This is a genomic window from Microbulbifer sp. ABF4_107 (assembly GCF_056312215.1).
Genome location: NZ_CM149983.1, coordinates 673,629 through 686,146 on the forward strand (window position 1 = coordinate 673,629; position 12,518 = coordinate 686,146).

The window sequence follows — 12,518 nt, forward strand, 5'->3', positions numbered from 1 at the left end:
ATTAAACTACTTTTCCGAGTTGGAAAATCGGCAGGTACATAGCGATCAATAGTCCTCCGACAAGTACACCAAGGACTGCCATGATCATCGGCTCCAGCAGCGCAGTAAGGTTGTCAACGAGATTGTCGACTGCTTCTTCGTAGAAATCTGCAGCTTTACTCAGCATGTCATCAAGTGCGCCTGTTTCTTCACCAATGGCTGTCATTTGCACCAACATTGACGGATATAGCTTGGATACACTCATGGCTACATTCAAAGGAAGGCCGGTTGCTACTGAGTCGCGAATTTTAAGGGTGGCTTCCTCATAGACGATATTGCCAGTTGCTCCTGCGACTGATTTGAGCGCGTCTATTAACGGCACGCCTGCAGCGAAAGTTGTGGATAACGTACGGGCATATCGTGCAGAAATAGAATTGTAAGTTATTTGGCCAAGTACCGGTATTTTCAAAGCAAGACGGTCGAACGAATGTGCAATAGATTTATTGCGCTTTTTCATTTCGACTATTCCGCCCACAGAAAACACAGTACCCAGCATTGCAATCCACCAGTTTGCCTGCATCCACTCAGAAATACCTAGAACAAATAAGGTGAAGGCAGGTAAATCCGCGCCAAACCCGGAAAAAGTCTCGGCAAATGTTGGGACCACTTTAACTAGTAGAATTGCTGTAACAATGATCGCCACGATTACAACCGCAACTGGGTATGTCATTGCTTTTTTGATTTTCTTTTTTAGTGACTCAGTCTTTTCTTTATAAGTTGCAATCCTATCCAGCATAGTTTCGAGGGCGCCGGACTGTTCGCCGGAGTCCACTAAATTACAGAAAAGTTCATCAAAAAAGAGCGGGTGTTTACGTAGTGTATTTGCAAAGCTAGTTCCGGACGCGACTTCGTCGCGAATGCTAAGGATGAGTTTTTTAAGTCCCGCATTATCGGAACCGTCCGCTACGATTTCAAAGCTCTGGACCAAAGGTACACCGGCCTTCATCATGGTTGCGAGTTGGCGCGTAAATAAGGCTATGTCGCCTGCGGATATTTTTTTACTTTCGCCAAATAATGGTTTGGCTTTCTTTTGCACTCTATTGGCGATTATGCCTTTGCGCCGAAGGTGTGCTTTGACCAGCGCCGGGCTGGCGCCACTTGTTTCGCCTTCGACTTTATTGCCCTTGGCATCCACGCCTTTGTAGGTATATGTGGTAGCTGTTGCGTTGGCGGCATTGGCCATGTTGGTAATCCTGATTCTTATTTGAGTTCACTGTTAATCTTTTGTTACCCGATTGGCTTCTTCCAGGCTGGTAACTCCCATCACTACTTTGCGTAGTGCGGAGATGCGTAGGTTATTGAAGCCTTCTTTTTTTGCCTGGTCGGCAATCTGAATTGAATTACCGCCTTCCATTATAATGCGCGAAATTCCGTCGGTAATGCGAACCACTTCATATACTCCTACGCGTCCTTTATAGCCTTTTGAGCAGTGCTCGCAGCCAATTGGTTGGTAGACTTGCCACTCAGATTTAGGGATATTTACTTCGTCCAATCCCTCCTCAAGTAGAACCTCTTCTGGCAAAGTAATCGGCTTTTTACATTCGTTGCACAATCGACGTGCCAACCTTTGGGCAATGATCACACTAACTGATGTGGCGATATTGAACGTAGGTACGCCCATGTTCATCAGACGCGTCAGAGTTTCAGGTGCTGAGTTCGTGTGCAGGGTAGAAAGCACCAAGTGCCCAGTTTGTGCGGCTTTAATTGCGATTTCCGCTGTCTCTAGATCCCGGATCTCGCCGACCATTACGATATCCGGGTCCTGTCGCAAGAAGGACCGTAGAGCCTCGGCGAAATTCAGTCCAACCTTGCTGGAGACGTTTACTTGATTGATTCCCTCCAGGTTAATCTCTACAGGGTCTTCGGCTGTCGAAATGTTGCGCTCAGCTGTATTTAGGATATTTAACCCAGTATAGAGAGACACCGTTTTACCGGAGCCTGTGGGCCCAGTAACCAGAATCATTCCCTGGGGTTGCTCCAGCGCATCGAGATAGATTTTCTTTTGGTTCTCCTCGTAACCTAAAGCGTCAATTCCCAGTTTGGCCGAAGAGGGGTCCAGAATCCGCAATACGATTTTCTCGCCCCACAGGGTGGGCAGGCTGTTGACCCGGAAGTCGATCGCCTTGGTTTTAGAGAGCTTCATCTTTATGCGGCCGTCCTGAGGCACCCGACGCTCAGAAATATCCATCTTGGACATAACTTTCAGGCGTGCAGCTAGGCGACTAGCTAATTGAATAGGTGGTTTTGCCACCTCATGTAGAATGCCATCTGTCCGCAGGCGCACTCGATAGCTTTTTTCATAGGGCTCAAAGTGAATGTCGGATGCCCCGCCTCGGATAGCATCTAGGAGGACCTTGTTTACGAATCGCACAACTGGGGCTTCATCACCACCAGGGTCGCTCTCGTCGTCCCGTTGGGGGGTACCGGATTCTACATCTAGACTATCCAGGTCTTCGTCGTCCAGTCCTTGTAGTCCACCGCTAACGTCCCCACTGTTGGCCATGTAGCTCTCGATGGCCTTGGTAAGTTTATCGGCCTCTACAAGGACTGCGTCTGTATTGAGACCTGTGTTGAAATTTATCTCATCCAGACCTGCGAGATTGGTAGGGTCCGCAACGGCTACAAATAGTCGATTGCCTCGCTTGTAAAGTGGCAAAGCAAAATGTTTGCTGATCAACTTTTCGTCAACTATGCCTTTGGGGAGCAATTCGAAGTTATAGCTAGACAGGTCAAACAGAGGGGAGCCAAACGCTTGACTGGCAATATCGGCTAGCTCTCGACTTTTGATCAGCTTGGTTTCAACTGCATGTTGGGCGAAGCTTTGGCGCTCGCGTTTTGCCGCTTGAAGTGCTGATTGCGCGGTGGCTTCGTCGATGGCCTTGTCGATAACCAGGCGCTTTGCCAGTCCGCTCAAAGGGGTGCTGCTCATTAGAAGTCGATTCGCAATTGTTGTGTGTTTTTTGTTCTCTTTCGGCGCTTTTTTAAACTAAACGGCCAGTGCTCCAATATAGCGAAATAACACCTGACCGCCAAATGTTAAAAGACAATTGGATCACAGCGCTACGGGGTTTAGTTAAAGAAACCTATAAAGATCTCGTTTAGGGAAACGGTAGATTCAAGTTTTTGATTGTAAGTGCTCGCTAGCTGACAATATTCGTCACTGTAGGTCAGGATTGTTCGTTATTTGTCCATTTGGGTGGTGTTGCAGCCTTTTTTTTGGGGGGGGAGCCAGTTTTCTGCCTATTCACTAGCCCCTTACTGCTTGCGCGTTTTACCACAAACCCGGTATTGTACTTTCCGACTTCCTCACGGGATTTCACTTAAAAACAACAGTCTGTATGGAGACGGTTACAATGAAAAAGCAACAGGGTTTTACTCTAATTGAATTGATGATCGTAGTTGCGATTATTGGTATTCTGGCTGCGGTTGCGATTCCCGCGTACCAGGATTATGTAGCAAACTCTCATGGCGGTGCAGCCATGAAAGGTGTTAATGGTTACGTGCAAAAAGCGCAGGCATGTATCCAGACTGGCATCGGCTGTGCCTCTTTGGCCGCAGAGATTGATGGCACTATTGTTACCTCCACTACCAACCCGGCTCTGGATACCGCTTCAGACCTGACTTTCGATGATGGTGATTGCTCCGTAACTGCAACTTTCACCGACACTGGTGCTGTGACTTTCGCCGCAGCTTCCACCGGTTCCGGTGCTGACGATGCCCAGTGTGCTAGCGGCGCAGGTCTGTAAATTGAGTTTATGTAAGTTAAGAGCTCGAGTTTTGAACTTGACTATTAGCTGACAAAAAAGCCCTGCTTTTGCAGGGCTTTTTTGTTCCTTCGAATTTTTCTTTTAGTGCATAGTACAAGGCTAGTAAGCGATCAGTCTTCCCCACCCTGGACAGCAGCTCGAGCTTCCAGTGACACCGCAGCCCTGACATTCCACGGCAGCAATGCCTCGATGGCTTCGACCGTTTCGGCTTGTGGCAGATGGCTGTAAATCGCAGCCAGATATTCATGCGGCTCAAGGCCGTTCAGTTTGGCCGTTTCAATCAGGCTATACAGCGCGGCACTGGCCTTTGCCCCTTTCGGAGTATCACTGAACAACCAGTTCTTGCGGCCGATCACGAACGGGCGTATGGCGTTTTCGGTTGCATTGTTGTCGATGGCAGGCGGCCATCTTCGGTGTACCGGTAGGGTAGTAGGCAATAGGGTAGTAGGGGTCATGGGTAGTAGGGGTCAGGTAGTAGGGGTCAAATCTTGACATAACAGTATTTTGACCGATCTTATTACTCCTTAATCGGATTACTGCGTCTAAACCCCTTGAGGCATAGTGTTCTCGTGGTTACCGGTAGATCCCCACTTCTCGAAGGCTTAGCTTCGGCTAAAAGTGATGGCATCGTGGCTGCTACGTGCAAGGGTGATACTTTTCGGGGGTGGTCGCTGGCAACAGGTTGGCTATAATTGGCAAAGTTTGCCAAATAGTGGAGGCTGGTATGGCCACAATGAATATCTCTCTGCCCGAAGGGCTGAAGCGCTGGGTGGAGCAACAGGCGCATTCGGGCCGTTACAGTAACAGTAGTGACTATATGAGGGACTTGATTCGGCGGGATCAGGAGCGAGCTCTCAAAATTGCGAACATGCAGTCGTTGGTTTCCGAGGGTTTTGAAAGCGGGGTTGGAGATAAGAGCATGGAGGTGCTAAAGGTGATCGCACGGAGAAAATTAGAGGGCGGGGACGCTCAGTGAGTTACCGCCTGACAGAGAAGGCGGAAGAAGATGTTGTCGATATTTTTCTTGAGGGGGTAAAACTATTTGGGCTGCCCCAGGCGGAGCTTTACCACTCGCAATTGGAGAAGGCGTTTTTATTCCTGTCTGAAAATCCACTTGTGGCATCCGTCAGAAATGAAATTTCACCTCCTGTTCGAATTCATCCTGTAGGGTCACATTTAGTCGTATATTCGATATGCTCTGATGAGGAGGTGTTAATCGTGCGTGTCCGGCACGGCCACGAGGATTGGAGCCGTGGGAATTAAGGAGATGAGCAGACCACTACGCCTCGAATACCCCGGAGCCTGGTACCACGTGATGAATCGCGGCCTGGCCCGGCAGAAAACTTTTCTCAATGCGGATTGCTATTCCGCGTTTCTCGATACGCTTGCTGAGGCCCATCAGCGGTTTCAGGTTCAGGTGCACGCCTACTGTCTAATGGGCAACCACTACCATCTGCTTCTGCATACCCCACTAGGCAATCTCAGCCGGGCGATGCGCCATATCAACGGTGTTTACACGCAGCGCTTTAACCGGCTGCAGGGGCGAGATGGCCCATTGTTTCGGGGGCGCTATAAAGCAATTCTGGTGGAGGCGGATCAGTATCATCTGTCGCTAACCCGATATATCCACCGCAATCCAATTGAGACACGCCGCCCGCTGGTGGATCAGTTGGAGGAATACCCCTGGTCCAGCTATCCCGCGTACCTCAATCTTTGCAAATCGCCAGACTGGCTGTATCGGGATTTTACCTATGCCGGGTTGGGCCGCCGGGACAAGTTCCGTGGCTACCGGCAGTTTGTGGAGCAGGGGGTGGATGAGGAGGTGGCGGCATTTTACGAGCGTCAGCGGCAGTCGCCATTTCTTGGCGGTGAGGTGTTTCAGGAGGAAATGCGCTCACGGCTTGGTGAAATACCGCCCGAGGTGAGTGGCATGGCCGTTGATGGCGGGGTTTCGGTTGGATATGTGACGATCGTGGAGGCTGTTGCAACGGTTTTTAAGCGGCAGGCTGACGACCTTTATAAGCGCTCAGGGCCTGGACGCTCTGGCGCGAACCCGGCGCGGGCGGTGGCTATGTGGCTTTGTCAGGATCTGGCGGGGATGACGCTGCCGGAGATTGGCGCGGTGTTCGGTGGTGTGCATTACAGTGCGGTGAGCCAGGCGGTGCGGCGGATAAAGGAGAAGGTGAGGGGAAGTGCGGAATTGAGTCACCTGTTTGAAGTGGCAAGGGCGAAAGTTCCGGGAAGCGGGTTGTGAGGTTGATTTTTTGATCTTTGGGGCATGATTCTTGGTATCGGCTTGAAGCATCTGTGATCGGAGAGGCGGGGGAGGAGCTAGTGGGCTTCTATTCGTTATCCCCGGGGCTGTTACCGCCTGGCGAATTGCCCTTAGTCTTGCTAATGGTGTACTCGCGCCGTCATGTCAACACCCAGGGCGCGCAGTACTGCAAGTGTCGTTTTCAATGTGGGGTTTCCCTTTTCACTGAAGGATCTGTACAGCTGTTCGCGGGAAAGGCCAGTTTCTTTGGCAATTTCAGACATACCTTTGGCGCGGGCTACTACGCCTACGGCTTTGGCAATGTAGGCGGCATCACCGGATTCAAAGGCGTCCGCCATGAATATGGCGATGGCCTCGGGACTGTCGAGCGCCGTGGCAGGGTCGTAATTGTAAAGTTTTTCAGCCATTTTAAACCTCCTTTGCCAGCCGCTTGGCGGTGGCGATATCTCTTTGCTGAGAGCTCTTGTCACCACCGCTTAGAAGTATGACAAGGGTGTCTCCACGTTGTTGATAATATATGCGGTATCCGGGGCCATGGTGGATACGAATTTCTCTAACGCCATCACCCACTGGCTTGGCGTCTCCTGAAAGACCATTGGCCAGCCTGAATATACGGGCGGCAATCAGGGCTTTAGCCCTCTGGTCTCTGAGGCCGCTTTCCCACTTCCGAAATGTGTCCGTTTGCTTAATTTCCATGCCGATGAATTGTAGTTTAATGACTACAGGTGGGCAAGCTGGAAGGAATGGTGGTGCGGCGGATAAAAGAGAAGATGGCGGGAAGCGCCGAATTGAGTCGCCTGTATGACGCGGCAGGGGTGAAGGCTACAGGACGGGGGGTGAGGCTAATTTTGACCTGTGAGTCATGGCTCTGTGCGTCGGCTGGAACCCGTTGTGACTAAGTGAGTAAGCACTATAATCGGCCGGAAGGCGATTTTTGTGACTCTTGGAAGGGAAGATGACTCTAAACGTGGATCATCTGTGCCGGACGGTGGATACACTGGCTGCTGCGCTCGAGGAGTTGGGTAAAGTAACGCCGGGCAGTGTTCAATACGATCTATTCCGTAATGCCGCCATCAAGAGTTTTGAGCTGTCGCTGGAAGCATCGGGAAAGTTGTTGAGATAGGCGTTGAAGGCATTTTCAGGGAGTCCGCGACAAAAGGCATTGTCGGAGATGACTGATGACACCCAGGCTTGATCAGTTGCCGCGATACGCGGAAGGCGTGTTGCGAATTCTCGATGAGCGGGTCCCGGAGGCTGAAGTCTGGGCGTTCGGTAGCCGAGTGGTAGCCGGGTGGTAGGCGGGGCCCATGAAGGCAGTGACCTGGATCTGGTGCTTCGCAATCCAGTTGATCTTTCTGCGCCCTTATCTGGCCTCGGGGCGCTTAAAGAGGCCCTGAGCCAAAGTAACATTCCGATTCTGGTTGAAGTGCATGATTGGGCCTTGTTGCCGGATGCTTTTCACGAAGAAATCGAGAAAAAAAGCCTCCTTTTTCGAGCGCCTGTAAATCTGGCGGCTTGAATAATTCGCCGGCGTCAAATCTTGACATAACCGTATTCCGGTCAAGGGTTGGTGAGGTGTCGGGTTTGGAGACACACAGCCCTGGTTATATTGCACCCGCTGCGATAGTGAGTTGCACCGGGTGCTAAATGTTGTTCGCGGTGAACCTCATAATGACTATGAAATTCTAAAGGTTTCCACCATCGCCGGAACACCTGGAAACATACCAATCGCCAACATCACAACGCACAGCAGCGCAAAAACAACACCGGGAATAATCCACCGGCCAGCGTGCCCCAGCTCCTGCCCCCGCTCTTTGCAACCGATCAGGCCCAGATTGTCCAAGAGCACTGTCAGGGACCAGCCAAACACCGGGTTGACGATAGCGGAGGCGAAAATAACTACCGCGGCGGATTCTGTGGTTTTGCCTTTGCGGGTCATTTGCATGCCGGCTTCCAGGAGTGGCAGGAATACGCCCACGACCAGGGCAATGCTCAGCACTGGTGGCCAAACCGCCAAGTCCATTGGGTAGCCCAGCAAAGCGGTAGCGATACACAGAATACCGGTTAGCACGGCGCCGCCCGGGATGGGGCGCTTGGCGATGGCGGCCGGTACGATATAGGTTCCCCAGGATGAGGTGATGTTGGCGCCTCCCAACAGGCTACCGACCGTTTGCCGGGTTGCCGCACCGATCATGGTGTCGTCAATATTCATGATTACCCGGTCGGTTCTCGGCGGGTAATTGAGCCTCTGAAATACCTGATGGCCCAGAAAGTCTGGGGACCACATGGCGACCGCCAGAATGGCGAAGGGGGTGACGGCGAGAAAGGCCTTCAAATCCGGCAGGCCCAGTTGCCAGCCGGTGTTTTCTCCCCACCAGTACGCCGGGTTCATGTTGGGCAGGCCGGGTTCGGTGGTGAATTCGAACGGTGCGCCCAATGCAAAAGCCACAATGCCTGCCAGCAGGCAACCCAGTGGAATAGCCAGCCAGCGTTTGCGGAAGTGCTCGAGCAGGGCGTACATCACGATGGTCGCCAGGAGTACGACGAACGCGATGTATCCTTTGTCGAAGCTTTCCGCCCAGGTAAACAGGCGCCCCACCTGGCTGGTTACGCCGATAAACCCAAGATACAGCAGCAGACCACCGGCCACGCCGTTGCTGGTCAGCCTGGTGAGCAGGCTTCCGCCTTTGGTGATACCCAATATAAAGCCCAGTATCCCGATCATGATCCCCAGTGCCATGGGGTGCCCGCCGGAGGCAACCACCAGCGGAATCATGGGGATCAGGGGGCCGTGGGTGCCGGGAAGATTGGCGGTGGGGTTCAGGAATCCGGAAAGGAAGAAGGCGAACAGAGCCGCGGCGATCAACATTTCGAAGCGAATGTTTTCCGTCATAAATTCTGCGGACAGTCCCAGCGGCGTGGCGAATGCCGCCACGATGGCGGCCACCATGACGACTTTGCCGATGGTGGCTGCCATGGCGGGGATCCAGTCTTCCCACTCAAAGCGGTAGTCGCGGAACGGGTAATTGGGGGCCCAGCGGCGCGGGGCCATGATTTGCAATTCGTGCTCAAGGTACTCTTCACGAGTCGTGAACGCGGATCTCGGTTTGCGCTGCGCTCGATAGCTGCTCTCGACCAGAGGCTCGGTCATTACGGGATCCTTCGCCTGTTCCAATTTAGTTTGGGGATAGAGGATTTCAGGTAGAACTATAGACGCGAGTCCGTTGAGCTAGACGAATTGAGGCCCGTTATAGATTGATATAGGTAGGTGTCGCCTGATTTGTGGTTTGCTCGCGCTTCGACACTAGAATGAACAGGTGAATCTCCACCCACGAGGAGCCCAGCCAATGACCATGCGCACTCTAGCCACCGAATTCCCCGACCTCGCCGACAGTATCCGCCACCTGGTTCAGGACAGCATCCAGTACAAGAATGACCACGACAATTACCACAAGCTGGACAAGACCATCCGTGGGCTTGAAGAGCGGGGTGTGGCCACGGATGATCACCATTTTAGGGAGCTGAAGACGGAGCGTGCGCGTTTAAAAGACCAGCTGTATATGCAGGCGAAAAATCACGCGCATTGAGGGAATCCAACTCCAGGCTTAAAACCGGTTCAGCTCATCCCGCAGGTCCTTCTCCAGGTCTGCGGGTTCGGTGATCCATACGCTGTTATCGGCACCGGGAAAAACCCCCACCTCTATACCGTCTTTCTTCAGTCCGGGCAGCCAGCGGTTGAGGAACTGGGGCAGGGGAATGCTTTTGGGCTTCAGGTCGCTATCGGCTGCTGCGTAGGTCTCGGCGAATTCGACACTTGGCCAGACGGGCAGATACTCAAAGCCGCCATCCTCTTCGCTGTGCAGCTTCAGGAAGTGCTCGTCGCTGTTGATCAGTATCCAGATTTCCCGCTCTTCACCCACCAGGTCCAGAAAGTACTCGAAGCGTTCTTCGCAGGTCTGTTCCAGTACGCTCTCCAGGTGATCATTGCTCATAGTCTTACTTCTCAGTCGCTTCGCTGCTGTTGTGGTGGCGCGGACATTGTTGCGGTCCGGTGAATTGTCGATTATGCGCCACGCGGGTTGCTCAGAGTATGGTAATTTGAATACAGGTTCGCAATTGGGAAAAAGGAGTCGCCATGAGAAGGTTTGTGTGTCTGTTTTCGTTGTTGTTCTGTGTATTTACCGGAGCGCAGGCTCAGGAGGTGAAATTACCGGAGCGAATGCCAGAGTTGTCGGTAACGGAAGACGCGGCGCTGGGGACAGGTGATGCGGGATTGAAGGCGGGCGCCAAACCTGCGGATTTCACCGTGCTGAATCACAAGGGCGACGAGGTTTCCCTGCGCTCGCTGTTGGCCTATAAGGCGCCGATTCTGGTGATCTTCTACCGCGGCGGCTGGTGCCCCTACTGCAATGTGCAGATTCGCCAGCTGGCGGAAGCCTGGCCGGAGTTTGAAAAGCGCGGGGTGACACCAGTGCTGATCAGTGCAGACAAGCCGGATGCCGGTGCCATGGCCAAGGCGACCTACGAGATTCCCTTCCCTGTGCTGTCGGATCCGGATCTCAAGGCCCTCGAGGCGTTCGATGTGGTGGTTCAGATTGACGACGAGACGGCGGAGAAGTACAAGACCTACGGGATTGTATTGGAGGACTGGTCCGGGCGGGATCACCACACGGTTGCGGCGCCGGGGATTTTCCTGCTGGACAAGTCCGGTAAGGTCACCTGGGCCCATGTGTCCAAGGACTATAAGACCCGCCCCAGCGTGGGCCAGCTATTGAAAATGCTGGATGAGCGCAATTGACCGACCTGGCCGGCGCTAGCCGGCCTTCAGGCCGTTGGCGGGTTGCAGCGGCTCCGCCAGCACCTCGGCGGTTTTCGCTGCGTTGTAATCCATGATCAGCTGCGGCTCGTCGGTAAATACACCGTCTGCACCCATGGCGACGATCAGCGCGAGGTCTTGCGGGTGGTTGACGGTGAAAACGTAGTTTTTCAGGCCGCGCTTCTGTGCGTCGGCGATGATTTCCGGGCACACGAAGTTGAGACTGTGGTGCATGGAATAGGCCTGCAGCGGCTCGGCACAGGCGGCAAGGTCCAGGGGAACGCCGTCGATCAGTACGCCGCGGCGCACCTGGGGGATCAACTTCAGGCATTCATAGATCTGGCGGTGATCGAAGGACGAGATGATGTATTGCTCGTAACTGGCGCCGTTGTCGCGAATGTAGGACTCCAGCTCCCTGGCGGCGAGGGCTGCACAGTTGGGGCCTTTCAGCTCAATATTCAGCTGCACGTGATTGCCGATCAGCTCCAGCACTTCCCGCAGTGTGGGCACCTGTTCGCCGCCGGGCAGCAGCATCTGGCGCAGTGCAGCGGGGGCCATCTCTGTGAGCAGCTCCTGCCCCGCCAACAGGCGGCCCAGGCGGCGGTCATGCTTGACGATCAGTTCGCCCCCCACATTCCACACGTCGATTTCCACACCGTCAATATCGAATTCCAGTGCGTGGGAGATGGCCTGCAGGGTGTTCTCCGTGGCCCGTTTGGGGTAGCCCCGGTGAGCAAAGCAGAAGAGGGTATCGGCTGATCGCATTTCGACGTCCACAGTGGCGGAGGTCTCCCAATGATGATTTAAAAGTATGACTACGAGGTGACAGGGTCACAACGGCGAGGCGGGATTTTGGGGGGGATTTTTAGACCGTTTGGCGCGTTAGGTACACACGCTTATTCCGGAAAGGTTTGAAGTGGGGTATTGGATGGTAATGCAGGCCCCGTGGGGCCTGATGGGGAATCCTACCAGGCGTTTACTCGCCGGCGAGGGCGCGGTAGCGGCCGCGGTGGAATACCAGGGGCTCGCCGCCGGCCGCGGTGAATTCCAGCACCTCACCCAGCAGAATGGTGTGATCGCCACCTTCGATATTCTGCGCGCGGCGACAGTGGAACAGGGCGGCACAGTCATCCAGTTGCGGGATGCCCTCGGCGCCCTGGTGCCATTTCACCTGGCCGAATTTGTCTGCGCCGCGGCCGGCAAACAGGTTGGAGATGTGCTGTTGGTCGCCCTTCAATACATGCACTGCGAAGCGCTCGCATTCGGTGAAGGCGCTGTAGCTGAGGGAGCTGCGGTCGATGCTCCACAGGATCAGGGCTGGATCCAGGGAAACAGAGTTGAAGCTGTTGACGGTCATGCCCACGGGCTGGCCGGCCGCGTCCAGGGTGGTGACTACGGTCACGCCGGTGGCGAACTGGCCGAGCGTGTCGCGTAGGGCGCGGGTGCGCTCGGCGCCGTCTTTTGAGACCTGGGCTTGCGGGGTCTGGTCTGCAGTGGAGGGGGCGGAATTACTGGATGCCGTCATACTTCGATCAATTTGTGGTCAAATTTTGTGCTGGTGGCCATTCTACGGGAAAAGCGCCGCCGATGCGTGGTTTTCTTTATCGTCGCCGTTTCAATC

The 12,518-nt window shown here is 53.8% G+C and carries 15 protein-coding genes and 1 pseudogene; 7 read left to right on the forward strand and 9 right to left on the reverse strand.

Annotated features, from left to right (window positions below):
- Position 1 precedes the first annotated feature (1 nt).
- Together ACYX4K_RS02720 and pilB are read right to left on the reverse strand one after the other, a co-directional pair.
- On the reverse strand, positions 2–1,222 hold the full coding sequence (locus tag ACYX4K_RS02720) for a type II secretion system F family protein (RefSeq protein ID WP_475093639.1): 1,221 nt from the start codon (positions 1,220–1,222) through the stop codon (positions 2–4).
- Positions 1,223–1,255: 33 nt separating this feature from the next.
- Positions 1,256–2,968, reverse strand: a complete 1,713-nt coding sequence (gene pilB, locus ACYX4K_RS02725; RefSeq protein WP_475093638.1) for a type IV-A pilus assembly ATPase PilB — start codon at positions 2,966–2,968, stop codon at positions 1,256–1,258.
- 424 nt (positions 2,969–3,392) lie between these two features.
- Between pilB and ACYX4K_RS02730 the strand changes: the two genes are divergently transcribed.
- The gene (locus tag ACYX4K_RS02730; protein ID WP_475093637.1) at positions 3,393–3,785 is read left to right on the forward strand and encodes a pilin; all 393 of its coding nucleotides are present in this window, start codon (positions 3,393–3,395) and stop codon (positions 3,783–3,785) included.
- Positions 3,786–3,916: 131 nt separating this feature from the next.
- Here ACYX4K_RS02730 and ACYX4K_RS02735 read toward each other — a convergent pair.
- Positions 3,917–4,227 (reverse strand): annotated as a pseudogene (locus ACYX4K_RS02735) (transposase domain-containing protein); the annotation flags it as partial.
- A 303-nt stretch (positions 4,228–4,530) separates the two neighbouring features.
- Between ACYX4K_RS02735 and ACYX4K_RS02740 the strand changes: the two are divergent.
- Genes ACYX4K_RS02740 through ACYX4K_RS02750 form a run of 3 tightly spaced genes read left to right on the forward strand, consistent with a single transcriptional unit; the run spans position 4,531 to position 6,060 of the window.
- The gene (locus ACYX4K_RS02740; protein WP_475093636.1) at positions 4,531–4,782 is read left to right on the forward strand and encodes a type II toxin-antitoxin system ParD family antitoxin; all 252 of its coding nucleotides are present in this window, start codon (positions 4,531–4,533) and stop codon (positions 4,780–4,782) included.
- A complete protein-coding gene (locus tag ACYX4K_RS02745; RefSeq protein WP_475093635.1) occupies positions 4,779–5,069 on the forward strand; it encodes a type II toxin-antitoxin system RelE/ParE family toxin in 291 nt (96 codons plus the stop codon). The genes ACYX4K_RS02740 and ACYX4K_RS02745 overlap by 4 nt, the downstream gene beginning before the upstream one ends.
- Positions 5,059–6,060, forward strand: a complete 1,002-nt coding sequence (locus ACYX4K_RS02750) for a helix-turn-helix domain-containing protein (protein ID WP_475093634.1) — start codon at positions 5,059–5,061, stop codon at positions 6,058–6,060. The genes ACYX4K_RS02745 and ACYX4K_RS02750 overlap by 11 nt, the downstream gene beginning before the upstream one ends.
- A gap of 140 nt (positions 6,061–6,200) precedes the next feature.
- Here the strand turns inward: ACYX4K_RS02750 and ACYX4K_RS02755 are convergent, their stop codons facing one another.
- Together ACYX4K_RS02755 and ACYX4K_RS02760 are read right to left on the reverse strand one after the other, a co-directional pair.
- On the reverse strand, positions 6,201–6,488 hold the full coding sequence (locus ACYX4K_RS02755; RefSeq protein ID WP_475093633.1) for an addiction module antidote protein: 288 nt from the start codon (positions 6,486–6,488) through the stop codon (positions 6,201–6,203).
- 1 nt (position 6,489) lies between these two features.
- Positions 6,490–6,777 carry a type II toxin-antitoxin system RelE/ParE family toxin gene (locus tag ACYX4K_RS02760; RefSeq protein WP_475093632.1) on the reverse strand — a complete coding sequence of 96 codons (288 nt, stop codon included), beginning with the start codon at positions 6,775–6,777 and terminating at the stop codon, positions 6,490–6,492.
- Positions 6,778–7,036: 259 nt separating this feature from the next.
- Between ACYX4K_RS02760 and ACYX4K_RS02765 the strand changes: the two genes are divergently transcribed.
- Positions 7,037–7,204 carry a hypothetical protein gene (locus ACYX4K_RS02765; protein WP_475093631.1) on the forward strand — a complete coding sequence of 56 codons (168 nt, stop codon included), beginning with the start codon at positions 7,037–7,039 and terminating at the stop codon, positions 7,202–7,204.
- Positions 7,205–7,756: 552 nt separating this feature from the next.
- Here ACYX4K_RS02765 and ACYX4K_RS02770 read toward each other — a convergent pair.
- A complete protein-coding gene (locus tag ACYX4K_RS02770) occupies positions 7,757–9,232 on the reverse strand; it encodes a DUF3360 family protein (protein ID WP_475093630.1) in 1,476 nt (491 codons plus the stop codon).
- Positions 9,233–9,428: 196 nt separating this feature from the next.
- Between ACYX4K_RS02770 and ACYX4K_RS02775 the strand changes: the two genes are divergently transcribed.
- Entirely contained in the window at positions 9,429–9,668 is a 240-nt protein-coding gene (locus tag ACYX4K_RS02775; protein WP_475093629.1) for an HP1242/YdcH family protein, read from the forward strand.
- A gap of 18 nt (positions 9,669–9,686) precedes the next feature.
- Here the strand turns inward: ACYX4K_RS02775 and ACYX4K_RS02780 are convergent, their stop codons facing one another.
- On the reverse strand, positions 9,687–10,073 hold the full coding sequence (locus tag ACYX4K_RS02780) for a DUF2750 domain-containing protein (protein ID WP_475093628.1): 387 nt from the start codon (positions 10,071–10,073) through the stop codon (positions 9,687–9,689).
- A 143-nt stretch (positions 10,074–10,216) separates the two neighbouring features.
- On the opposite strand from ACYX4K_RS02780, the gene ACYX4K_RS02785 reads away from it, so the two are divergent.
- The gene (locus ACYX4K_RS02785; protein ID WP_475093627.1) at positions 10,217–10,879 is read left to right on the forward strand and encodes a peroxiredoxin-like family protein; all 663 of its coding nucleotides are present in this window, start codon (positions 10,217–10,219) and stop codon (positions 10,877–10,879) included.
- A 15-nt stretch (positions 10,880–10,894) separates the two neighbouring features.
- Here the strand turns inward: ACYX4K_RS02785 and ACYX4K_RS02790 are convergent, their stop codons facing one another.
- A complete protein-coding gene (locus ACYX4K_RS02790) occupies positions 10,895–11,662 on the reverse strand; it encodes a glycerophosphodiester phosphodiesterase (RefSeq protein ID WP_475093626.1) in 768 nt (255 codons plus the stop codon).
- Positions 11,663–11,873: 211 nt separating this feature from the next.
- Complete coding sequence (locus tag ACYX4K_RS02795; RefSeq protein WP_475093625.1) at positions 11,874–12,422, reverse strand: flavin reductase family protein; 549 nt, start codon at positions 12,420–12,422, stop codon at positions 11,874–11,876.
- Between the last annotated feature and the right edge of the window lie 96 nt (positions 12,423–12,518).